Source organism: Streptomyces sp. NPDC003016, from assembly GCF_053591455.1.
Genome location: NZ_JBSFTV010000018.1, coordinates 15,925 through 37,735 on the forward strand (window position 1 = coordinate 15,925; position 21,811 = coordinate 37,735).

The window sequence follows — 21,811 nt, forward strand, 5'->3', positions numbered from 1 at the left end:
CTGGTGGGGCTGCGGTGACCTCGGGGGTCGCGCTGCGGCTGACGGCTACAGCGCGAGCAGCTCCTTGGTCGTGATGGTGAGTAGCTCGGGTCCGCCGTCCGCCTCGGGGCGCACGACGAGCGTGTCATCGATCCGGACACCGCCCCGGCCCGGGAGGTGGACCCCCGGTCCGACGGTGACCGGCACACAAGCGTCCAGTTTACCCATGGTCCCAGGTGCCAGCTGCGGGTCCTCCTCCATTTCGAGCCCGACACCGTGCCCGGTCCGCGGTGCGAGGCCCTCGCCGTGGCCCGCCGCGGCCAGCACCTGACGTGCCGCACGGTCGACTTCGCGGTACTCGGCGCCGGGCACGAGGGCCTCCCGGCCGGCCCGCTGAGCGGCGAATACGACGTCGTACAGCTCGATCTGCCAGTCGGCGGGCGTCGTACCGATGACGAAGGTACGGCCGATCTCGCAGCGGTAGCCGCGGTAGTTGGCGCCGAGGCAGACGGAGAGAAAATCACCTTCCTCGACCCGCCGGTCCGACGGCCGGTGCCTGCGCAGGCCCGAGTTCGGCCCGGTGGCCACCGAGGTGGCAAAGGCGGACCCGTCCGCGCCGTGGTCGACCAGACGGCGTTCGAGCTCCAGCGCGAGGTGCCGTTCCGTGCGGCCGACCAGGATCGATTCGAGCAGCTCGCCCAGGGCCTGGTCGGTGATCTCGGCCGCGATCCGCAGGCACGCGATCTCCTCCTCGTCCTTGACGATCCGCAGTTGCTCGACGGCGCCGGCGAGGTCGCCCAGGCGCAGTCGCGGCGCGACCGAGCCGAGTGCCCGGTGCCTGGCGACGGTCAGGTGGTGCTCCTCGACGGCGAGGGACTCCGCGCCGGCCGCCGTGGCCATCCCGGCCGCCGCGACGACGGCGTCGCCGTCCGGCTCCGGCAGGACCGTGGTCCGCAGCTGCTCGTCGGGGCGGCCGTCCGCGGGGTCGGCGACCGGCGTACGGGGGCAGATCAGCACGTCCTCGTCCGGCCCGAGCAGCAGCACGGCGCCGGGCGGCGCCCCGCCCGCGAGGTAGCGGACATTGGCGGGGCGGGAGACCAGTGCGGCGCCGCTGCCGGCAGCGGCGCACCGGTCGCGCAGCCGTCCGCGGCGGACCGCATACAGCTCTGACATGTTTCGAGCGTACGAGCGGAGCGGCCGTCCGGCCGTTTCAGCGCGTCCGACCGGGCGGCGCGGCGGCTCGGCGCGGCGGCTCGGCGGTGCGACTCGACGGCACGGCTCGACGGCACGGCGCGGCCGTGCGGGGGCGTCCGGCTGTCGCGCGGCGCCGCCCGGGGCCTACCAGGCCGGCGGGCTGGCTATGGAGCGGGCCAGCACCTCGTCCAGTACGCGGGCCGTGGTCTCCACGTCGTACTGCGAGTTGTCGATGATCGGCAGCCCCGAGCCGTACCAGCCGGCCATCCGGCCGTGGATACGGGCGACCTCCTCGTCCGACAGGCGCCGGTTGCCGCTGCGCTGGGCGTTGCGCTCCAGCACGATCTCCAGGCCGGGGAGGATGACCACGGGCAGCAACCCGGGCCCCACGTGGCGCTTCCAGCCGCCGAGCCCGACGACGGGACGGTCCGGGAAGACGGCGTCGTCGACGATGCACGAGATGCCGTTGGCCAGGAAGTTGCGGGCGGCGAAGCCGCAGGTGCGGCGGGCGAGGCGGTACTGGGCCTCGGACTGGTCGTTCCAGCCGGACTGCGGGTCGGCGAATCCCGAGCAGACCCATTCGCGTACGTCGTCGAGGCTGATGTGCGCGGTCGGCACCCGGCGGTGCCTGGCCCAGTGCTTGGCGACGGTCGTCTTGCCCGCGCCCGCGGGGCCGATGAGCAGCACCGCCAGCGTCGTGCTCCCGGTGTCCGTGGGCGCGGTGGCGGGCGGCGGCGCGGGGACGGGGACCGGTCCCCCGGGCGGCAGCTGGATGTGTCCGGTGACGTCCCGGGCCGGCGGCCCCGGCGTGTGCTGCGGGGCCGGGCCGCTCCAGCCGGGAGCCGGGGCATGGTGGGCGGGCGCGTGGCCGGGCCCGTGGCCCTGTGGGGTGCCGGGAGCGGTTCCCGGGGCCCCTGGGACCTGCGGAGGCCCCTGGGGAGCCGGTGGCCCGGCGGGGGGCCCTGCGGGGTGCGGGGCGCCGTGCGTCCATCCGGCGCCGGGCCTGTGGGGTGGTGGCAGCGGAGCCCCCACTGCGTGCTGCATCCGGTGCCACTCCGTCTCGTACAGGCGACTCGTACTGGGCCAGGGCGGTTTCGGCAGGCCCGGGCCTACCGAAAGGTACCTGCCCCCGCCGCATTGGTGTGAACGGCCGGGGCAGGTCCAGAGTGCCCTGTCAGTCGCCGGGTTCCTCGGCCAGGGCCCGCAGGGCGAGCCGGTAGGAGCCGATGCCGAAGCCCGCGATCGTGCCGCTGGCGACGGCGGCGATCACCGAGGTGTGCCGGAATTCCTCACGTGTGTACGGGTTCGAGATGTGCACCTCGATGAGCGGCGCGGTGCGCTGGGCCGCCGCGTCCCTCATTCCGTACGAGTAGTGCGTGAAGGCACCCGGGTTGATAACGACCGGAATCGACCCGTCCGCGGCCTCGTGGAGCCAGCGGATCAGCTCGCCCTCGTCATTGGTCTCGCGTACGTCGACGTCGAAGCCGAGCTCCTTGCCGAGCCGTCCGCACTCCTCGACGAGCCCGGCGTACGACGTCGCGCCGTACACGTCGGGCTCGCGCGAGCCGAGCCGGCCGAGGTTGGGCCCGTTGAGGACGTAGACCCGTCGGAGGTCCGTCACTTGGACACCTCGCCGTACGCGGCGAGCAGCACCGCCGGATCCGGGCCCTCGAGCACGGTCGGCTTGGCGAGGCCGTCGAGGACGATGAAGCGCAGCAGGTTGCCGCGCGACTTCTTGTCGACCTTCATGGCCTCCAGGAGCTTGGGCCACTGGTCGCCGCGGTAGGCGAGCGGCAGCCCGACCGACTCCAGCACCGTGCGGTGCCGGTCGGCGGTCGCGTCGTCGAGACGGCCCGCGAGCCGGCCGAGTTCGGCGGCGAAGACCATGCCGATGGAGACGGCCGCGCCGTGGCGCCAGTTGTAGCGCTCGTTCTTCTCGATGGCGTGCGCGAGCGTGTGGCCGTAGTTCAGGATCTCGCGCAGACCGGATTCCTTCAGGTCGTTCGACACGACGTCGGCCTTGACCCGGATGGCGCGCTCGATCAGCTCGGCGGTGCGCGGCCCCTCGGGCGTACGGGCCGCCGCCGGGTCCTCCTCGATCAGGTCGAGGATCACCGGGTCGGCGATGAAGCCCGCCTTGATGATCTCGGCGAGGCCGCTGATGTAGTCGTTGACCGGCAGCGAGTCCAGCGCGGCCAGGTCACAGAGCACACCGGCGGGCGGGTGGAAGGCGCCGACGAGGTTCTTGCCCTCGGCGGTGTTGATGCCCGTCTTGCCGCCGACGGCCGCGTCGACCATGCCGAGCACGGTCGTCGGTACGGCGATCCAGCGCACTCCGCGCAGCCAGGTCGCCGCGACGAAACCGGCCACGTCGGTGGTGGCTCCGCCGCCGACGCCCACGATCACGTCGGTGCGCGTGAAGTTGGTCTGCCCGAGCGCCTTCCAGCAGTACGCCGCGACCTCGACGGTCTTGGACTCCTCGGCGTTCGGCAGCTGGATCGCGATGGCCTCGTAGCCCTGACCGGCGAGGTCCTCGCGGATGGCCTCCCCGGTACCGGCGAGCGCCTCCGGGTGCAGGACGGCGACGCGCTGCGCCCGGTCGCCGATCAGCCCGGGGAGCTCACCGAGCAGCTGCCGGCCGACCAGCACCTCGTAGGGCTCCGCGCCCTCGCTGCCGCCGATCTGGATACGGGTGACTGCCTGCTCCGTCATGCTTCCTTCAATTCGAGTGCGTCGAGGACCGCCTGGGCGACCTCTTCGGGGGTGCGGTCGTCGGTCTCGACGATCGCGTCGGCCACCTCGGCGTACAGGTGACGGCGCGCTTCCATCAGTTGCTTCCACTGCTGGCGCGGGTTGACGGCCAGCAGCGGGCGCGCGGTGTTCAGCCCGACGCGTTTGATCGCCTCGGTGACGTTCATGGAGAGGCAGACGACGGGCAGCGGGGCCAGGGACGCACGCGTGCCGTCGTCGAGGACCGCGCCGCCGCCGAGCGCGAGGACGCCCGTGTGCTCGGCGAGGGCGGCCCGCACGGCCTGCCGCTCCAGCTCACGGAAGTGCGCCTCGCCCTCGTCGACGAAGATCTCGGCGATCGGCCGGCCCTCGGCCTCGACGATGTCGGCGTCCGTGTCCCGGTAGGCCACGCCCAGCCGCTCGGCGAGGATCTCGCCGACGGTGGACTTGCCGACCCCCATGGGTCCGACGAGTACGACCAGGGGGCCGCCCGCCCCGCTCACCGGACGACCAGGTTGTCGAGGTAGCTCCGCACGTTGCGCCGGGTCTCGCCGACGCTGTCGCCGCCGAACTTCTCCGCGACGGCGTCCGCGAGGACCAGCGCGACCATGGCCTCGGCCACGATCCCGGCGGCGGGCACGGCGCACACGTCGGAGCGCTGGTGGTGCGCGGCCGCGACCTCGCCGGTGGCGGTGTCGATGGTGGCGAGCGCGCGCGGCACGGTGGCGATGGGCTTCATGGCGGCCCGTACGCGGAGCAGCTCACCGGTGGACATGCCGCCCTCGGTACCGCCGGCGCGCCCGGAGGTGCGGCGTACGCCCTCGGCGGTCGGCACGATCTCGTCGTGCGCCTTGGAACCGGGCACGCGCGCGAGATCGAAGCCGTCGCCGACCTCGACGCCCTTGATGGCCTGAATGCCCATCAGCGCGGCGGCGAGCCGGGCATCGAGGCGACGGTCCCAGTGCACGAACGACCCGAGCCCGACGGGCACGTTGTACGCCAGCACCTCGACCACGCCACCCAGCGTGTCGCCGTCCTTGTGGGCCTGGTCGATCTCGGCCACCATCGCCTTCGACGCGTCCGCGTCCAGGCAGCGCACGGGGTCCTCGTCGAGCTTCGCCTCGTCGGCGGGCACGGGCAGGACGCCGTACGGCGCCTTGGCGGCGGCCAGCTCCACGACGTGCGACACGATCTCGACGCCGGTGGTCTGCCTCAGGTACGACCGGGCGACGGTACCGAGCGCCACGCGGGCCGCGGTCTCGCGAGCACTGGCCCGCTCCAGCACCGGCCGGGCCTCGTCCAGCGCGTACTTCTGCATGCCGGCGAGGTCGGCGTGGCCGGGGCGGGGACGGGTCAGCGGCGCGTTGCGCGCGAGCTTGGCCAGTTCCTCGGGGTCGACCGGGTCGGCCGACATGACCTTCTCCCACTTGGGCCACTCGGTGTTGCCCACCATGATCGCGACGGGGCCGCCCATGGTCAGTCCGTGCCGTACGCCGCCGAGGAAGGTGACCTCGTCCTGCTCGAACTTCATGCGCGCGCCGCGCCCATAGCCGAGCCGCCGCCGGGCCAGCGCGTCCGCCACCATCTCCGTGGTGAGGGGGACACCGGAGGGAAGGCCCTCCAGCGTCGCGACGAGTGCGGGGCCGTGGGATTCTCCCGCGGTCAGCCAGCGCAACCTGCTCAACGGTGCTCCTCATGCTCGCGCCTGGAACTGCAACGGCGCGACCGGGTGCGCGGCCCTGGCCCGCCACCCCCGATCCTCCCACGGCAGGGCGCGCGACCGGCCCCCGGTCCAGCAGACGGACGGCTTTCTCAGTGCGCGGGACGCTGTGACCTGAGCCTGCGCGCCGCCGCGACACGCCACAGTCTGCGGGCGCCGCCCGCGAGCAGCAGGAGCAGAACGGCCGCGCCGAGGGTGATACGCAGCCACTCCGGCAGGAAGTGCAGCGCCGGTTTCAGCAGGTCCGGCGCTGCCAGGGCCTGCTCCATCGGCATGCCCACGATCGAGCGCTCCCTGTGGTGACCTGTGATTCTCCGCAGACTCTAAGGGGCGGCGAGCGCCCGTTCCCCGGCAGTCCGCATCACGCCGAGCGGCGCGGTGGCGCAGCCCGTCATCTGCTCCACCTGGAGCACGGCCTGGTGTACGAGCAGGTCGAGCCCGCCGACGACCGCGCCGCCGCGCGCCGACCAGGCGGCGGCGAGTGCGGTCGGCCACGGGTCGTACAGCACGTCGAAGAGGGTGCCGGGGCGGTCGGGGACGGCCTGCGCGAGGGCGTCGGTGGTGCCGGCCGGGGTGGTGGCGACGACGAGCGGTGCGTCGAACGCCCGCGCCGCCTCCGCCCAGTCGGCGATGCGTACGTCGACTCCGAGCCGTTCGCCCCACTGCCGCATCTCGTCGGCGCGGGCGGAGCTGCGGACGTACGCGGTGACCGGGCCCGTGCACAGGCGGGAGAGGGCGGCGAGCGCGGACGAGGCGGTGGCCCCCGCGCCGAGAACCGCGGCGGAGCCGACCTTCTCGATGCCGCGTTCGCGCAGGGCGGCGATCATGCCGGGGACATCGGTGTTGTCGCCGAGGCGGCGGCCGTCCTCGGTGAGGACGACGGTGTTGACCGCCTCCACGGAGGCCGCCGTCCCACTGACCTCGTCGAGCAGCGGGACGACGGCCCGCTTGAGCGGCATGGTCAGGGACAGTCCGGCCCAGGACGAGTCGAGCTCCGCGAAGAAACCGGGGAGGGCGGCCTCGTCCACTTCGAAGCGGTCGTACGACCAGTGGGCGAGGCCGAGCGCCTCGTACGCGGCGCGGTGCAGCACCGGTGAGAGCGAGTGGGCGATGGGCGAGCCGAGGACGGCCGCACGTCGGGGTGTGCTCACTGTCCGGACTTCTCCAGCTCTTCCTCGTACTGACGCCGGTTCTGCTCGTGCTCGGCGTTGGTCACCGCGAAGAGGGTCTTGTCCGCCGTGACCGAGACGAAGTAGTACCAAGGACCGGGCTTCGGGTTGATCGCGGAGTGCAGGGCATCGGCACCCGGGTTGCTGATCGGGCCGGGCGGCAGACCCTTGATGTCGTAGGTGTTGTACGGGTCGTCGATCTTCCTCAGATCGTCGACGGGCCCGATGTCGAGCTTACTGTCGGCCTTGATGTAGTTGATCGTGGAGTCGAACTCGAGCCGGCCGACTGTCTCGGTGTTGTTCGGCTTGAGACGGTTGAAGACGACCCTCGCCACCTTGTCGAAGTCGTGCTTGTACTTTCCTTCGACCTGGACGAGGCTCGCCACCGTGATCAGTTCCATCGGGGATCTCAGGCCAAGCTTGCCCGCGGCGCCTTCGATGTCCTGCTTGTCGTACTCCGCGTTGGCCCGGGCGACCATCTTCTTGAGTACGTTCTCGGGCTTCGCGCCCTTCGCGACCGGGTAACTCGCGGGGAACAGGAAGCCTTCCAGCGGGTCCTTGACGTCCGGGTGGCCGGTCGCCCAGTCCGGCAGTCCGAGGTCCTCGGACTGCGCCTGTGCGACGGCCTCGGTGGTCCCGGCCTTCACTTCCAGGCGCTTGTCGATCTGCTCGTAGACCCAGGCGTTGCGTTTGCCCTCGGGGATGATCAGGGCGTTGCGGCTGCTCGGTTTGAGCATTTCCGAGACGGCGTTGTCCGCGGACATCTTCTTGTTGAGGGTGTAGACCCCCGCCTGGATGTTCTTGCCCTGCGGATTCCTGTTCTGAGCGGCGACGAAGGCGCCCTGGCTCCTGACCACGCCGGCCTTCTCCAGGAGGCTGCCGATCTCGTAGCCGCCGGCGCCCTGGGGGATCTCCACCTGGGTGGGATCGGACCCCTTGCCCGCATAGTCCTCGGGCGCGCCGAACTGGTCCTGCCAGAACTGGTAGCCGAAGTAACCGATGCCGCCCACCCCGCCGACCAGGACCACCGCGACGATGAGACACGCCGTGCCGTTGCGGCTCTTCTTCTTTTTCGGTTTTCCGCCGCGGCGGTCACCGCCCCGGCCGCGGCGGGACTCGCGCGGCTCGTCGGACTCGTCGTCGTCACCGGCGTCGCCGCCCGTGAAGAAGGGGTGCTCCTCGGGCGCTTCCGGCTCGGACCCGGGCGTCCACTCGGGGGCCTGCTCCGGCTCGGGGCCGCGCTGGTTCGGGGGCTGCGGCGGGGGGTACGCGTCCGGCGCGGCGTAGTAGTCGGGGCTCTCGGCGCCGTAGCCGGGCTGCTGGCCGGTGTAGGGGTCGGCGGCCGGGTTCATGCCGTACGGCGCCGGGTCCTGCCGCTGGTGCCCGCCCGTGTCCCAGCCGCCGCCATGGCCGTAGTGCTGCTGCTCCGGGTACCCGGGCTGCTGCGGGTGCTGCTGCTGCCGGCCGTCGTAGTACGGCTGCTGCGGTTGTTGCGGCTGCTGCTGGTAGTGCTGCGGCTGCGGCTGGTCTCCGTACGGACCCTGACCATGTGCGGCCTGCTGTCCTGCCCATCCCTGGTCCCCGTACAACGGGTCCTCGGGATGCCACGGTTCGTGGCCTGCGCCCCGGCCATACTCAGTCATCAAACCCCATAGTGTGCCGCGAGGCGGCGACTGCTTCGCGCGTGGGGCGCGGCAACCGTTCCGCCTCTTCTTTGTGCGGCAGCTGTTCGAACACCGCCGCATCGCGCGGAACGTTACCGTATCGCGATCAGACAACCACTTCGACGCCCTCGCCCGGGGGGTTGCCTGAGACCCGTTCGGCCTCAAGCGCGTTCTGAAGAATGACAATTGCCGCCGCCTGGTCGATGACTGACCTGCCCTTCTTGGACTTCACGCCCGAAGCGCGCAGGCCCTGACTGGCCGTCACTGTGGTCATCCTCTCGTCCACCAGTCGTACCGGAACGGGTGCGACGGAGCGGGCGAGCTCCTGGACGAAGGCGCGGACCTTGACCGCCGCCGGGCCCTCGCCCCCACTGAGGGAGCGAGGGAGACCGGCCACGACCTCGATCGGTTCGTACTCCTCGACGAGCTGCTTCAGCCGCCGGTGGGCGGCCGGGACGTCACGTCCCGGCACGGTCTCCACCGGCGTGGCGAGGACCCCGTCGGGGTCGCACGAGGCGACCCCGATCCGGGCGTCCCCGACGTCGATCGCGAGGCGACGGCCGCGTCGCATCAGGCGCTCTCGCCGACGGCACGCTCGACGGCGGCCACGGCGTCGCCGATGGCCTCCGGGTTCTGGCCGCCGCCCTGGGCGACGTCCGGCTTGCCGCCACCGCCGCCACCGAGGGTCTTGGCGGCCGTACGGACCAGCTCGCCGGCCTTGAGACCGCGCTCGCGGGCGGCCTCGTTGGTGGCGATGACGGTCAGCGGGCGGCCGTTGGCCGTGGTGAAGAGGGCCACGACCGTCGGGCGGTCGGCCGGCATCCGGCCGCGTACGTCCAGGACCAGCCTGCGCAGGTCGTCGGCCGAGGTGCCGTCCGGCACCTGGCCGGTGACAACGGCTGCGCCGCGTACGTCCTTGGCACCGGAGGCGAGACCGGCGGCGGCCTGGAGGACCTTCTCCGCGCGGAACTTCTCGATCTCCTTCTCGGCGTCCTTGAGCTTGGCGAGCATCCCGGAGATCTTCTCCGGCAGCTCCTCCGGACGGCCCTTGACCAGCTCCTGGAGCTGGGCGACGACCGTGTGCTCACGGGCGAGGAAGTTGTACGCGTCCACGCCGACCAGGGCCTCGATGCGCCGCACGCCCGAGCCGATCGACGACTCGCCGAGCAGCTTCACCAGACCCAGCTGGGCGGTGTTGTGGACGTGCGTACCGCCGCACAGCTCCTTGGAGAAGTCGCCGATGGTCACGACGCGCACCCGCTCGCCGTACTTCTCGCCGAACTCCGCGATGGCGCCCTGCTTCTTGGCCTCGTCGATGGACATGACCTCGGCCTGGACGTCGAGTTCCCGGGCGAGCACTTCGTTGATCTTGTGCTCGACGTCGGTGAGGACCGTGCCGGGTACGGCGTTCGGCGAGCCGAAGTCGAAGCGGAAGCGGCCCGGCGCGTTCTCCGAACCGGCCTGGGCGGCGGTCGGGCCGAGCGCGTCGCGCAGCGCCTGGTGCGTGAGGTGCGTGGCGCTGTGGGCGCGGGCGATGGCCCGACGGCGCTTCAGGTCGATGGCGGCGTAGGCGGAGGCACCCACGGTCACCTCGCCGACCTGGACCGAGCCCTTGTGGACGGAGACGCCCGGGACCGGCTGCTGTACGTCGCGCACCTGGATGACGGCGCCCGTGTCCAGCTTGATGCGGCCGGTGTCGGCCTGCTGGCCGCCGCCCTCGGCGTAGAAGGGCGTGCGGTCGAGGATGACCTCGACCTCGTCGCCCTCGGTGGCGGCCGGGGAGGGCAGGCCGTCGACGAGCAGGCCGACGACGGTCGACTCGCCCTCGGTGTGGGTGTAGCCGGTGAACTCGGTCGTGCCGGAGTTGTCGGCGACCTCGCGGTAGGCGGAGACGTCGGCGTGGCCGGTCTTCTTGGCCCTGGCGTCGGCCTTGGCCCGGTCCCGCTGCTCCTTCATGAGGCGGCGGAAGCCGTCCTCGTCCACGGAGAGACCCTGTTCGGCGGCCATCTCCAGGGTGAGGTCGATCGGGAAGCCCCAGGTGTCGTGGAGCAGGAACGCCTTGTCGCCGGGCAGGACCTTGCCACCGGCGGCCTTGGTCTCCGAAACGGCCGTGTCGAGGATGTTCGTGCCGCCCTTGAGGGCCTTCGTGAAGGCGGCTTCCTCGGCGAGGGCGACGGTCTCGATGCGCCCCCGCTCGGTCAGGAGCTCCGGGTACTGCCGGCCCATCGAATCGATCACGGTGTCGACGAGTTCGGCGACGACGGGGCCGGTGGCGCCCAGGAGGCGCATGTTGCGGATGGCGCGGCGCATGATGCGGCGCAGGACGTAGCCGCGGCCCTCGTTTCCGGGGGTGACGCCGTCGCCGATGAGCATCACCGACGTACGCATGTGGTCGGTGACGACGCGCAGCGAGACGTCCGAGGCGTGGTCGGCGCCGTACCGGACACCGGTCAGCTCGGTGGCCTTGTCGATGACGACCATCGAGGTGTCGATCTCGTACAGATTCTGCACGTCCTGGAGGATCATCGCCAGGCGTTCGAGACCGAGGCCGGTGTCGATGTTCTTCGACGGCAGGTCGCCGAGGATCGGGAAGTCCTCCTTGCCGTCGCCGGCGCCCCGCTCGTACTGCATGAAGACCAGGTTCCAGATCTCCACGTACCGCTCGTCGTTGACGGCGGGGCCGCCCTCGGCGCCGAAGGCCGGGCCACGGTCGTAGTTGATCTCGGAGCACGGGCCGCACGGTCCGGGCACGCCCATGGACCAGAAGTTGTCCTTCTTGCCCAGGCGCTGGATGCGCTCGGCCGGTACGCCGATCTTGTCGCGCCAGATCTGCTCGGCCTCGTCGTCGTCGAGGTAGACCGTGATCCACAGACGCTCGGGGTCGAGGCCGAAGCCGCCGTCCGCCACGGAGCTGGTGAGCAGCTCCCAGGCGTACGAGATGGCGCCTTCCTTGAAGTAGTCGCCGAACGAGAAGTTGCCGCACATCTGGAAGAACGTGCCGTGGCGGGTGGTCTTGCCGACCTCTTCGATGTCCGGCGTACGCACGCACTTCTGCACGCTGGTGACGCGCGGGGCGGGCGGCTTGACCTCGCCGAGGAAGTACGGCTTGAAGGGCACCATGCCCGCGGGGACCAGCAGCAGGGTCGGATCGTCCGCGATGAGCGACGCCGAAGGCACGACGTTGTGTCCGCGCTCCTCGAAGAAGCGCAGCCAGCGGCGGCGGATTTCAGCCGACTCCATCAGTGGTCCTCATTCCGGTTGTACGAGTGCTTGGTGTGGTCGAGAGCGGCGAAACGCCGGTGTTCGAGAGCTGCGGGGTCGTCCTGCGGGTCGAGACCGAGGGCTTCGCCGAGTTCGGCCTCGCGCTGCGCCATTCCCGCCTTGACGTCGAGCGCGAAGTCCTTGAGCCGGTGACCTGCTTCGACCGCCTTGTCGGCGGCCTGCGCGGCGAGGCTCTCGGGCGTCAGCTGCTTGAGCTTGCGGTTGACCTTGGTGGTGGCCCACACACCGGCTGCGGCGCCTGCGGTGAACCAGAACGTACGGCGGAACATTGCGGCTTCAGCCCTTCCGCTTCCTGCGCCGGGCGGACGGCACGGTCCGGCCGACGATCACAGTGCGACGCGACGGCTGCTCCGCCGCCGGAGCGTCCTTGCCGCGGCCGAGCGCCCGGCGTACGCCGTACCCGAAGGCGGCGACCTTGACGAGCGGGCCGCCGAAGGTGGACGCGACGGTCGTCGAGAGCGCGGACGCGTTGGAGGTGACTTCCTGGACGTCGGTCGCGATGGCGTCGACCCGCTCCAGCTGGGTCTGCGCGGACCGGACGGTCGCGGAGGCGTCCGCCAGCAGCGGGACCGCCTGCTCGGTCACGTCCGCCACCAGCTTGGTCGTCGCCCTGAGCGTCTGGGCCAGCCTCACCAGCACCACGGCGAGGAAGGAGACCAGGATCGCCCAGAAGACGGCCACCAGGATGCCGGCCACCTCTCCACCGGACACTTTGCACCGCTCCCTGCCGTCGAGAAAAGTCGTTCTGCGAGCCTATCGCGCCAGGGCTCCGGGTCCGTACCGCATTACGGGCGCGCGGGGACGGGAGTACGCGGGGTGATTGTACGGAGTGCTTACAGATCGGTACGCTCCGTGTCCTATGCGACGCACTCCCCGCCCCGTCTCCCCACCCCCCGCGCACGGCAGCCTCCCGGCGGAGCTGAATCCGTTCGTCGGACGGCGCGAGGAGCTGGCAGAACTCGGCCGCCTGCTGGAGAACGCCCGGCTGGTCACCGTGACCGGGGTCGGGGGCGTCGGCAAGACCCGGTTCACGCTGCGTGCCGCGAACGATGTGCAGGAACGGTACTGCGACGGGGCGTGGCTCGCCGAGCTGTCCGCTCTCGCCGATCCCGGTCTGCTGGAGCACGCGGTCGTCGAGGCACTGGGGCTCACCGACCACACCAGCAAGCCGCCGCGCCGTGTGCTGGTGGAGCACCTCGCGGAACGCCGGCTGCTGCTCGTGCTCGACGGCTTCGAGCATCTCGTCGACGCCACCGCCGGGCTGGTCAGGGAGTTGCTCCGGCGCGCGCCCGGACTGACCGTGCTGGCCGCCGGACGGCTGCCGCTGTGCGTCGAGGGCGAACAGACCTTCTCCCTCCCGCCGATGCCCGGCCCGGACGCGGTCCGGCTCTTCACCGACCGGGCCGCCGCGGGGCGGCCCGGCTTCCGGCTGACGGACGCCAACCGCGACGCCGTGCACGAGCTGTGCCGTCGCCTGGACGGGCTTCCGCTCGCTCTGGAACTGGCGGCCGGGCGGCTGAAGGCGCTCTCCGTCGAGCAGCTGCTCGACCGGCTCGACGACCGTTTCCGGCTGCTGACCGGGTCCACCCGGGGCGCCCTCCCCCGCCACCAGACCCTCCGTACCGCGATCGGCTGGAGCCATGAGCTCTGCACGCCGGAACAGCGGCTGCTGTGGGCACGGCTTTCGGTGTTCGCGGGGCAGTTCGACCTGGAGGCGGCCGAGTACGTCTGCGGCGGTCCGGAACTCCCGGGAGACAGCGGCCCCAGCGTGCGCAGCATCCTCGATGTGCTCACTGATCTGATCACGCAGTCCGTCGTGGTCCGCGAGGACACCGCGTCGGGGGTCCGCTACCGGATGCTGGACACCGTCAGGGAGTACGGCGCCGACTGGCTGGCGGCCATGGGCGACGCGGAGCGCGTGTGCCGCAGGCACCGCGACTGGTACCTGGGGCTCGCGACCTGGTGCGAGCTGGACTGGTTCAGCCCCCGGCAGGCCGAGGTGGCGGCGCGCGTCGACAGTGAACTGCCCAACCTGCGCAGGGCGATGGAGTACTCGCTGGAACACCCGCAGGACGTGCACCTGGGGCAGTACCTGGCGGGCACCCTCTGGTTCTACTGGGTCGGCTGCGGACGACTGTCGGAGGGGCGGCACTGGCTGGACCACGCCCTGGAGGCGGAGAGCAGGCACGAGCCGCACCGGCTGAAGGCGCTGTGGGTGCTCGGTTACGTGGCCGTGCTGCAGGGCGACGCGATCGGGGCGCTCGCCGCCCTGCAGGAGTGCCGCGAGGGCGCCGAACTCAGCGCGAACCCCGTCGCGGCGGCGTACGCCGTGCACCGGTCGGGCTGTCTCGCCCTGGTCTCCGACGACATGCGGCGGGCGGAGGAGCTGCTGCGCGACGCGCTCTCGCGGTACGAAGAGATCGGCGAGCTCAACAGCAACGTGCTGATGGCCCAGGTCGAGCTGGCGATGGCGGTGGCCTTCCGCGGCGACCTGGCCCAGGCCGTCGCGATCTGCGAGGAGGTCACCGCGGTCTGCGAGGACCACGGGGAGCGTTGGACCCTCGCGTACGCGCTGTACGTCCTGGCCTATGCGGCGCATACGCACGGCCGGCCGGACCGGGCCCGGGAGCTGCTGGCGGAGTGCCTGGCCATCGACCACGCGTTCAACGATCTGCTGGGCGTGGTGCTCGCTCTGGAGCTGCTGGCGCTGGTCACCCTGGACGAGGGCGACCCGGCGGAGGCGGCGGTGCTCCAGGGGGCGGCCGGGCGGATCTGGCCGTCGGTGGGGCTGCCGCTGTTCGGTTCGGCGTACTACAACACGCCGCACGCGCTGTGCGAGGAGAAGGCGCGCGGGCGCCTGGGCGACGGCCCGTACGAGAAGTTCCGGTGCCAGGGCGCCTCGCTCGGCCTGGACGCGGTGGTGGCCAGGGCGCTCGAAGGGCCGGCCCGTCCGGCGCCGGACGCCCCGCCCCGGCCGCGCGGGGCGTCCGCGCCCGGGAGCAGCGCCCCGCACACGCGCGAGCCCGCCGCCTCCCGTTCCGTACGGAACGAGGAGACGACGGGCTGAGGCACTTGCCCGACTACGGCCGCTGGATCAGCGGGCGTAGTACTCGACGACGAGCTGCTCGTCGCAGATGACCGGGATTTCCTTGCGGTTCGGGTCGCGGTCCAGGCGGAAGGCCAGGGCCTTCAGGTTCACCTGGAGGTAGCGCGGCGTCTCACCGTCGGTGTCGTAGCCACCCTCGCGGGCAACCTGGAAGGGGTGCTTCTCGCGGCTGCGCTCGCGGACCATCACGACGTCGTCGGGACGGACGCGGAACGACGGCTTGTCGACCTTGCCACCGTTGACCTCGATGTGGCCGTGGACGACCATCTGACGGGCCTGGTAGATCGTGCGGGCGATGCCCGAACGAAGAATGAGGGCGTCGAGGCGGCGCTCGAGCTCGATGACCAGGGCCTCGCCGGTCTTGCCTTCGGCCTTCTTGGCGCGGTCGTAGGCGCGGGCCATCTGCTTCTCGCTGATGTCGTACTGGGCGCGCAGACGCTGCTTCTCGAGCAGACGGACCTTGTAGTCCGAGTTCTGCTTGCGTCCACGGCCGTGCTCGCCCGGCGGGTAGGGGCGGGCCTCGAAGTACTTGACAGCCTTCGGCGTCAGCGCGATGCCGAGCGCACGGGACTTCTTGACCTTGGGACGCGACTGGTTAGGCACGTTCTCCAGACCTCCGTTGTAGGTTAGGTTAGGCTCACCTTACTCAAGGAGATCGCATGTCTCGTCCGGGGAACACCAGTCACGTCACGGACAACACAAAGAAGGCCGACATCAGAAGTGTCGACGCGACGGAGGTCCGATCAGATCGTGGTCAGCCGCGTCCCAGCGGACTTGAAATCGCGCGGATGCCGTCAGCAGCCGAGCGCACACGAACTCTCGTACAGAGTACCTGCTCCGCGGTAGTGCTTCTCCCCGGTCCTGTGGTGGCCCACCCCGAACAGCTGGTGCCGCAGGAGCGGAGCGTGGGGCCCGACGGTGAAGTGCTGCTGGTCTTCCCCGCGGATTCACCGGTCGTACGGGCCGCCACGCACGCACAGGACGACGAGCTGGCCGTGGTGCTGGAGATCACCGATGTCGCACCGGTCTCGGTGCCCAACCGGATCCGCGGCCGCGCCTGGGTCTCCGGCTGGCTCACCTGCGTTCGCGGGGTGGCCGGGCCGGGGCGGATGCTGCTGCGGCTCGAGGTCGGCGAGGCGCGCGTGGACGATCTGTGGGGGACGGGGATGGTCGAGGCCGAGGCGTTCGTGGCGGCGGCCGCGGATCCGCTCGTCGAGCACGAGGCGGAGCTGCTCCAGCATCTGCACGCGGCCCACGGCGACCAGGTGCGGCAGCTGTGCGGTCTCGCGGGCGACCGCGCCGCCGGGACCAGGGCGGTACCCGTGGCGATGGACCGGTTCGGGCTGCGGGTGCGTTTCAGCGGCGGCGCCGCAGGGCGCGTCTTCGACGCGCGGTTCGACTTCCGTGAACCGGTGCGCGACATCGCCGGGCTGCGCCGCGCCATGCACCAGCTCTTCGAGGCGGCCGCGTCGCAGTGAAGTCGCAGTGAAGCGGCCGACCGGCGGTCAGGGACGGGTTTCGGGCGGGCCGTCGCCGCGCAGCCGGCCGCGCACCTTCTCGACGACGTCGGCGTAGCGGGCTTCCGCTCCGTAGCGCGTGGGTTCGTAGTAATGGCGGCCGTGCACGGCGTCCGGGGCGTACTGCTGGGCGGCGATCGCGCCCGGCACGTCGTGCGGATACACATAGCCCTGCGCGTGGCCGAGCTTGGCCGCGCCCTTGTAGTGGCCGTCGCGCAGATGCGCGGGGACCGGGCCGGCCAGACCCTTCCGTACATCGGCCTGGGCGGCGGAGATCGCGTTCGTCGCGGCGTTGGACTTGGGCGCGAGGGCCAGCGCGATCGTGGCGTGGCCGAGGGTGAGGGCGGCTTCCGGGAAGCCGATCATGGCCACGGCCTGGGCGGCGGCGACGGCCGTCGGCAGGGCGGTCGGATCGGCGAGGCCGATGTCCTCGCTGGCCGAGATCATCAGCCGCCGCGCGATGAACCGGGGGTCCTCCCCCGCCTCGATCATGCGGGCCAGGTAGTGCAGCGCGGCGTCCACGTCGGAGCCCCGGATGGACTTGATGAGGGCGCTCGCCACGTCGTAGTGCTGGTCGCCGTCGCGGTCGTACTTCACCGCCGCCCGGTCGACCGTCTCCTCGACCGTTTCGAGAGTGATCTCCTCCTCGCCCTTGGAGATCGCCGCGCCCGCCGCCGCTTCGAGCGCGGTCAGGGCGCGCCGGGCGTCGCCGCCCGCGATCCGCAGCAGGTGCGCCTCGGCGTCCCCGGCGAGCGTGACCGCGCCGCCGAGACCGCGCTCCTCGGTGAGGGCCCGGTGGAGCAGGGCACGCAGATCGTCGTCGGTGAGCGATTCCAGCGTGAGCAGGAGGGAGCGGGAGAGCAGGGGGGAGATGATCGAGAAGTACGGGTTCTCGGTCGTCGCCGCGATGAGCGTGACCCAGCGGTTCTCGACGGCGGGCAGCAACGAGTCCTGCTGGGCCTTGCTGAAGCGGTGGATCTCGTCGAGGAAGAGGACGGTCTCCTTGCCGTACCCCCCGGAGGCGCGGCGGGCGCCGTCGATGACGGCCCGCACTTCCTTGACGCCCGCGGTGATGGCGGAGAGCTCGACGAAGCGCTTCTGGGTGGCGAGGCTGACGACGTACGCCAGAGTGGTCTTCCCGATGCCGGGCGGGCCCCACAGGATCACCGAGGAGGGCCCGGTGGGACCGCCGCTGCCCTCCCCGACCAGCCGGCGCAACGGGGCCCCCGGCTTCAGCAGATGCTGCTGGCCGACGACCTCGTCGAGGGTGCGCGGGCGCATCCGTACGGCCAGGGGGCTGCTGGACGGATCCTTGAGCTGGCGGTCTTCCGCGGCTGCGGTGAACAGATCGGGCTCCACGTGTGAAGCCTATGTCAGCCCACTGACGACGCCGGCGGCTCAGCTGGTCCAGAAGTCCCACCAACGGGTCAGGATCAGCATCCCGATGACACCGATCCACAGGACCGGCGGCACCCAGTGGAACTCGACGAGAGCACTGCGCAGGCCGCTGGGGGCCGGGATGATCCGGTGCTTGATGTTGTGGGTGGTGACGTAGCAGAACATCACGATGGTGGCGACCCAGGCCAGACAGCACCACAGGCAGAGCGAGTTGATGTTGTACAGCGACTGGTACTGGAGCCAGGTGCAGAAGGCGACGCCGAAGAGGGTGCCCGCGTTCAGGCCGAGCCAGAACCAGCGGCGGTAGCGCGCGCCGGCCAGCAGGCCCATGCCGATGCAGACGACCATCGCGTAAGTGACGAGGCCGAGCATCGGGTTGGGGAACCCGAAAGCCGCCGCCTGCTCGCTCTTCATGATGTTGCCGCACGCGACCACGGGGTTGAGGCTGCAGCCCGGGGTGAAGTTCGGGTCCTCGAGCAGTTTGAACTTGTCGATCGTGATGACCCACGAGGCCAGCAGCCCGGCCAGACCCGTGATCACCAGCAGCAGGGCGAAGGGGCGACCGCTGCCGGTCGTGCCCTTCTGGCCCTCCTGCACGCCGTTGGAAGTGCGGTCGTCCACCGCTGCAGTCGTCATATCGCCGTTCCGTCGCTGAGTCAGCCGAGTGGGCTGAGTGACCTGCCGGGAAGGCCATTCTGCCGCACCGCCACCCGTGGCCACCGTTCGACGGACATAAGGAGGTACGCACCACAGCGCCCCCGCCATCGCCGCGACAGGGCCGTGACCGGGGCGAAACAACGATTTCGGGCACCGGACCGTCCAGAGCCGGCATCGTCGTCCGACAAGACGAATCCACTCCCACGGGGTTGACCGCCCGCGCAAGCGTGCGAGCGGACGGGGTGGCGGCTCCGGACGGTCCGCCGCTCCGGCCGGCGGGACCGGACGCGACGGGGCCCGGCCGTCCTGGTGGACGGCCGGGCCCCGTGCGTGCGTCAGACGCGTGCCACACGTGCCGCAGGTCAGGCCAGGCGGCGCTGGATCTCCGCCGTGAGCGCGTCCAGGGCGACCGCCGCCTGCTCGCCGGTCTCCATGTCCTTCAACTGGACCTGGCCGTCGGCCAGATCCCGCTCGCCGGCGACGATCGTGTAGCGGGCGCCCGAGCGGTTGGCGTTCTTCATGGCGCCCTTGAGGCCCTTGCCGCCGTAGGCGAAGTCGGCAGCGATCCCCGCCCTGCGCAGCTCGGTGACCGTACCGAAGAGGACGCGGCGCGCCTCCTCGCCGAGCGGCACCGCGTACACGCTGGTGGTGGCGGGCAGGTCGAGCTCGACGCCCTCCGCCTCCAGCGCCAGCACCGTGCGGTCCACGCCGAGCGCCCAGCCGACGGACGGCAGCGCGGGGCCGCCGATCATCTCGGACAGACCGTCGTAGCGGCCGCCACCGCCCACCGCGGACTGCGAGCCGAGACCGTCGTGGACGAACTCGAAGGTGGTGCGGGTGTAGTAGTCGAGGCCGCGCACCAGCTTCTCGTCGTCCTCGTAGGCGACGCCCGCCGCGTTCAGCAGCTCGCGGACCTGCTCGTGGTACGCCTTGCACGCGTCGCACAGGTAGTCGCGCAGCATCGGCGCGCCCACCAGCTGCTTCTGTACGCCGTCCCGCTTGTCGTCCAGGACCCGCAGCGGGTTGATGTCGATGCGGCGCCGCGTGTCCTCGTCGAGGTCGAGGCCGCGCAGGAAGCCCTGGAGTGCCTCCCGGTAGACGGGACGGCACTCCTTGTCGCCCAGCGAGTTCAGCAGGATGCGGAACCGCGACAGGCCCAGCGAGCGGTACGCCTGGTCCGCCAGGATGATCAGTTCGGCGTCCAGCGCCGGGTCCTCGGCTCCGATCGCCTCGGCGCCGACCTGCGAGAAGTGGCGGTAGCGGCCCTTCTGCGGGCGCTCGTAGCGGTAGTACGAGCCGGAATACCAGAGCTTGACGGGGAGGTTGCCGCTCTTGTGCAGGTTGGCTTCCAGGGCCGCGCGCAGGACGGACGCGGTGCCCTCCGGACGCAGCGCCAGCTTGTCGCCGCCCTTGGTCTCGAACGCGTACATCTCCTTGGAGACGATGTCGGTGGACTCACCGACGCCGCGCGAGAAGAGGGCCACGTCCTCGAAACCGGGCGTCTCGATGTAGCCGTAGCCGGAGCCCCGCAGCGGCGCGGAGATCGCCTCGCGCACCGCCAGGAACTTCGCGGAGTCCGGCGGGACCAGGTCGTACGTGCCCTTGGGGGCCTTGAAGGTGCTCATGGGGCTTGTCTCGTCACATTCCTCGTCGGGGAGCGGCGGCCAGACCGTTCAGGTACGGGTTGGTGGCGCGCTCGCGGCCGATGGTCGTCTGGGAGCCGTGGCCGGACAGCACCACGGTCGAGTCGTCGAGCGGCAGGCACACGCGGGCCAGCGACTCGAGCAGCTCGGCGTGGTCGCCGCCGGGCAGGTCGGTGCGTCCGACGGAGCCGGCGAACAGCAGGTCGCCCGAGAAGAAGACCGACGGGATGTCGGCCTGCTCGGGCAGCCTGAAGGTCACCGACCCCTTGGTATGGCCGGGCGCGTGCGAGACGGTGAAGTCGAGACCCGCCAGCTTCAGCTCCGCGCCGTCCGCCAGCTCCTTGACGTCGTCCGGCTCGCCCACGGTCAGCTCGCCCATCAGCGGCATGCCGATCGAGCGTCCGAGCGCCTTCTCCGGGTCGCTCATCATGTACCGGTCGGCGGGGTGGATCCACGCCGGTACGTCGTGCGCTCCGCACACCGGGACGACCGAGGCGACATGGTCGATGTGGCCGTGGGTGAGCACGACGGCGACGGGCTTGAGCCGATGCTTCGCGAGGGCTTCCTCGACGCCCGCGGCGGCCTGGTGGCCCGGGTCGATGATCACGCACTCCTCACCCGCGGCGGGGGCGACCAGGTAACAGTTGGTCCCCCAGGCCCCGGCGGGGAACCCGGCAATAAGCACGATCGTCCTCACTATGTCGTCCGGCGGGAGATTGCTGTGCGCAATTGCAGCAGATCAGAGCCTACCGGGGCCGCTCATCCCCCAGCGAACCCATATACGGTACGGGCAAGCTCGGCTCGGCCGGACAGCAGTGACAGACGAGACGCACGAGGAGAACACCGGTGGTCAGCAACGATCAGCGGCGGCGCCAGCTCGCCCGGGAGAAGTACGAACGGCAGCAGCAGCGCCGCACCGAGGCCCGGCGCACGTCGCGCCGCCGCAACGCCGTGATCGCCTCGGCGCTCGCCGTGGTGCTCGCGGGAGGAGCGGTGGTGTACGCCACGGGCGCTCTGGGCGGCGACGACAAGGACGCCACCGTCGCCGACGCGGCGCCCAGTGCCACGCCGTCGAAGAAGGCTCCCGACCCCTGTGACAAGCCCGCCCCGGGAGCGGTCAAGAAGCTCTCGTACAAGAAGGAGCCGGCGCTCACCATCGACAAGTCCGCGTCGTACACGATGAAACTGCGGACCACCTGCGGCGACATCACGCTCGGCCTGGACGCGGCGAAGGCCCCGCGCACGGTGAACTCGTTCAACTTCCTCGCCGGGAAGGGCTACTTCGACCACACGAAGTGCCACCGGCTGACGACCGGCGGCATCTACGTCCTGCAGTGCGGCGACCCGACCGCGCAGGGGTCCGGTACGCCCGGCTACAAGCTGCCGGACGAGAACCTGAAGGACCCGAAGCTCAAGGGCGACGTCTACCCGGCGGGCACGGTCGCGATGGCCAACGCGGGCCCGGGCACGGGCGGCAGCCAGTTCTTCCTCGTCTACCAGGACAGCAAGCTGCCCCCCAACTACACGCCGTTCGGGACCATCAAGGGCGGCATGGACGTGCTGAAGAAGATCGCCGGTGCGGGTGAGGCCAGCGGGCAGGGCGACGGGGCGCCGAATGCCACCGTCGTCATCGACAAGGCGACCGTCACCAAGTAAATCCGGAAGTGCGGGATGCGGACAGCCGCCCTGCCGTTCGCCTATGTTGGCGGTGTGCAGGGCGTCTGTGGCCCCGCGAAAGAAACTGTGGACGAT

General features: G+C 71.2%; 21 protein-coding genes. 3 read left to right on the forward strand and 18 right to left on the reverse strand.

Annotation, left to right across the window (positions count from 1 at the left end; all coding sequences use genetic code 11):
• Window positions 1-45: 45 nt before the first annotated feature.
• The 13 genes from ACWDZ4_RS17250 to ACWDZ4_RS17310 all read right to left on the reverse strand — a co-directional run bounded on the left by ACWDZ4_RS17250 (window position 46) and on the right by ACWDZ4_RS17310 (window position 12,449).
• The gene (locus ACWDZ4_RS17250) at window positions 46-1,152 is read right to left on the reverse strand and encodes an aminopeptidase P family protein (protein ID WP_451509236.1); all 1,107 of its coding nucleotides are present in this window, start codon (window positions 1,150-1,152) and stop codon (window positions 46-48) included.
• Between the two features lie 165 nt (window positions 1,153-1,317).
• Window positions 1,318-2,217, reverse strand: coding sequence for a Pro-rich N-terminal domain-containing protein (locus tag ACWDZ4_RS17255; protein ID WP_451509237.1), 900 nt, complete (start codon window positions 2,215-2,217; stop codon window positions 1,318-1,320).
• A gap of 130 nt (window positions 2,218-2,347) precedes the next feature.
• Window positions 2,348-2,794 carry a type II 3-dehydroquinate dehydratase gene (gene aroQ, locus ACWDZ4_RS17260; protein ID WP_451509238.1) on the reverse strand — a complete coding sequence of 149 codons (447 nt, stop codon included), beginning with the start codon at window positions 2,792-2,794 and terminating at the stop codon, window positions 2,348-2,350.
• A complete protein-coding gene (gene aroB / locus ACWDZ4_RS17265) occupies window positions 2,791-3,885 on the reverse strand; it encodes a 3-dehydroquinate synthase (RefSeq protein WP_451509239.1) in 1,095 nt (364 codons plus the stop codon). Before aroB ends, aroQ begins: the two co-directional genes overlap by 4 nt.
• A complete protein-coding gene (locus ACWDZ4_RS17270; protein ID WP_451509347.1) occupies window positions 3,882-4,364 on the reverse strand; it encodes a shikimate kinase in 483 nt (160 codons plus the stop codon). The genes aroB and ACWDZ4_RS17270 overlap by 4 nt, the downstream gene beginning before the upstream one ends.
• 38 nt (window positions 4,365-4,402) lie before the next feature.
• Window positions 4,403-5,587, reverse strand: coding sequence for a chorismate synthase (aroC, locus tag ACWDZ4_RS17275; protein WP_451509240.1), 1,185 nt, complete (start codon window positions 5,585-5,587; stop codon window positions 4,403-4,405).
• A 128-nt stretch (window positions 5,588-5,715) separates the two neighbouring features.
• Complete coding sequence (locus tag ACWDZ4_RS17280; RefSeq protein ID WP_451509241.1) at window positions 5,716-5,904, reverse strand: hypothetical protein; 189 nt, start codon at window positions 5,902-5,904, stop codon at window positions 5,716-5,718.
• Window positions 5,905-5,946: 42 nt separating this feature from the next.
• Window positions 5,947-6,774, reverse strand: a complete 828-nt coding sequence (locus ACWDZ4_RS17285) for a shikimate dehydrogenase (protein WP_451509242.1) — start codon at window positions 6,772-6,774, stop codon at window positions 5,947-5,949.
• Window positions 6,771-8,435, reverse strand: a complete 1,665-nt coding sequence (gene mltG / locus ACWDZ4_RS17290; protein ID WP_451509243.1) for an endolytic transglycosylase MltG — start codon at window positions 8,433-8,435, stop codon at window positions 6,771-6,773. The genes ACWDZ4_RS17285 and mltG overlap by 4 nt, the downstream gene beginning before the upstream one ends.
• 127 nt (window positions 8,436-8,562) lie before the next feature.
• Window positions 8,563-9,027, reverse strand: coding sequence for a Holliday junction resolvase RuvX (ruvX, locus tag ACWDZ4_RS17295; RefSeq protein ID WP_451509244.1), 465 nt, complete (start codon window positions 9,025-9,027; stop codon window positions 8,563-8,565).
• Window positions 9,027-11,696 (reverse strand): alanine--tRNA ligase, encoded by a 2,670-nt coding sequence (alaS, locus tag ACWDZ4_RS17300; protein WP_451509245.1) that lies wholly within the window; start codon window positions 11,694-11,696, stop codon window positions 9,027-9,029. The genes ruvX and alaS overlap by 1 nt, the downstream gene beginning before the upstream one ends.
• A complete protein-coding gene (locus ACWDZ4_RS17305) occupies window positions 11,696-12,007 on the reverse strand; it encodes a DUF6167 family protein (RefSeq protein ID WP_451509246.1) in 312 nt (103 codons plus the stop codon). Before ACWDZ4_RS17305 ends, alaS begins: the two co-directional genes overlap by 1 nt.
• Window positions 12,008-12,014: 7 nt before the next feature.
• Window positions 12,015-12,449, reverse strand: coding sequence for a DUF948 domain-containing protein (locus ACWDZ4_RS17310; protein ID WP_093801854.1), 435 nt, complete (start codon window positions 12,447-12,449; stop codon window positions 12,015-12,017).
• A gap of 148 nt (window positions 12,450-12,597) precedes the next feature.
• On the opposite strand from ACWDZ4_RS17310, the gene ACWDZ4_RS17315 reads away from it, so the two are divergent.
• Entirely contained in the window at window positions 12,598-14,805 is a 2,208-nt protein-coding gene (locus ACWDZ4_RS17315) for an ATP-binding protein (RefSeq protein ID WP_451509247.1), read from the forward strand.
• A 27-nt stretch (window positions 14,806-14,832) separates the two neighbouring features.
• Here ACWDZ4_RS17315 and rpsD read toward each other — a convergent pair whose 3' ends face one another.
• The gene (gene rpsD / locus ACWDZ4_RS17320) at window positions 14,833-15,447 is read right to left on the reverse strand and encodes a 30S ribosomal protein S4 (RefSeq protein ID WP_028814090.1); all 615 of its coding nucleotides are present in this window, start codon (window positions 15,445-15,447) and stop codon (window positions 14,833-14,835) included.
• 185 nt (window positions 15,448-15,632) lie between these two features.
• Between rpsD and ACWDZ4_RS17325 the strand changes: the two genes are divergently transcribed.
• Window positions 15,633-16,322, forward strand: a complete 690-nt coding sequence (locus tag ACWDZ4_RS17325; protein WP_451509248.1) for a DUF2470 domain-containing protein — start codon at window positions 15,633-15,635, stop codon at window positions 16,320-16,322.
• 27 nt (window positions 16,323-16,349) lie between these two features.
• Here ACWDZ4_RS17325 and ACWDZ4_RS17330 read toward each other — a convergent pair whose 3' ends face one another.
• The 4 genes from ACWDZ4_RS17330 to ACWDZ4_RS17345 form a co-directional block, all read right to left on the reverse strand.
• Window positions 16,350-17,720 (reverse strand): replication-associated recombination protein A, encoded by a 1,371-nt coding sequence (locus ACWDZ4_RS17330; RefSeq protein WP_451509249.1) that lies wholly within the window; start codon window positions 17,718-17,720, stop codon window positions 16,350-16,352.
• A 39-nt stretch (window positions 17,721-17,759) separates the two neighbouring features.
• The gene (locus tag ACWDZ4_RS17335; protein WP_451509250.1) at window positions 17,760-18,395 is read right to left on the reverse strand and encodes a vitamin K epoxide reductase family protein; all 636 of its coding nucleotides are present in this window, start codon (window positions 18,393-18,395) and stop codon (window positions 17,760-17,762) included.
• A gap of 383 nt (window positions 18,396-18,778) precedes the next feature.
• On the reverse strand, window positions 18,779-20,041 hold the full coding sequence (hisS, locus tag ACWDZ4_RS17340) for a histidine--tRNA ligase (RefSeq protein WP_451509251.1): 1,263 nt from the start codon (window positions 20,039-20,041) through the stop codon (window positions 18,779-18,781).
• A 13-nt stretch (window positions 20,042-20,054) separates the two neighbouring features.
• Window positions 20,055-20,744: an MBL fold metallo-hydrolase gene (locus tag ACWDZ4_RS17345; protein ID WP_344496511.1), complete on the reverse strand. Its 690-nt coding sequence runs from the start codon at window positions 20,742-20,744 to the stop codon at window positions 20,055-20,057.
• Window positions 20,745-20,905: 161 nt separating this feature from the next.
• Between ACWDZ4_RS17345 and ACWDZ4_RS17350 the strand changes: the two genes are divergently transcribed.
• A complete protein-coding gene (locus ACWDZ4_RS17350) occupies window positions 20,906-21,715 on the forward strand; it encodes a peptidylprolyl isomerase (protein ID WP_451509252.1) in 810 nt (269 codons plus the stop codon).
• Window positions 21,716-21,811: the final 96 nt, after the last annotated feature.

What these genes read in the sequence shown, in the direction of transcription:
- ACWDZ4_RS17250 (WP_451509236.1), bottom strand. Translation starts at nt 1,152, where the DNA reads ATGTCAGAGCTGTATGCGGTCCGCCGCGGACGGCTGCGCGACCGGTGC.
- ACWDZ4_RS17255 (WP_451509237.1), bottom strand. Translation starts at nt 2,217, where the DNA reads ATGCAGCACGCAGTGGGGGCTCCGCTGCCACCACCCCACAGGCCCGGC.
- aroB (WP_451509239.1), bottom strand. Translation starts at nt 3,885, where the DNA reads ATGACGGAGCAGGCAGTCACCCGTATCCAGATCGGCGGCAGCGAGGGC.
- ACWDZ4_RS17270 (WP_451509347.1), bottom strand. Translation starts at nt 4,364, where the DNA reads ATGGGGGTCGGCAAGTCCACCGTCGGCGAGATCCTCGCCGAGCGGCTG.
- mltG (WP_451509243.1), bottom strand. Translation starts at nt 8,435, where the DNA reads ATGACTGAGTATGGCCGGGGCGCAGGCCACGAACCGTGGCATCCCGAG.
- ruvX (WP_451509244.1), bottom strand. Translation starts at nt 9,027, where the DNA reads ATGCGACGCGGCCGTCGCCTCGCGATCGACGTCGGGGACGCCCGGATC.
- alaS (WP_451509245.1), bottom strand. Translation starts at nt 11,696, where the DNA reads ATGGAGTCGGCTGAAATCCGCCGCCGCTGGCTGCGCTTCTTCGAGGAG.
- ACWDZ4_RS17305 (WP_451509246.1), bottom strand. Translation starts at nt 12,007, where the DNA reads ATGTTCCGCCGTACGTTCTGGTTCACCGCAGGCGCCGCAGCCGGTGTG.
- ACWDZ4_RS17315 (WP_451509247.1), top strand. Translation starts at nt 12,598, where the DNA reads ATGCGACGCACTCCCCGCCCCGTCTCCCCACCCCCCGCGCACGGCAGC.
- ACWDZ4_RS17325 (WP_451509248.1), top strand. Translation starts at nt 15,633, where the DNA reads ATGCCGTCAGCAGCCGAGCGCACACGAACTCTCGTACAGAGTACCTGC.
- ACWDZ4_RS17335 (WP_451509250.1), bottom strand. Translation starts at nt 18,395, where the DNA reads ATGACGACTGCAGCGGTGGACGACCGCACTTCCAACGGCGTGCAGGAG.
- hisS (WP_451509251.1), bottom strand. Translation starts at nt 20,041, where the DNA reads ATGAGCACCTTCAAGGCCCCCAAGGGCACGTACGACCTGGTCCCGCCG.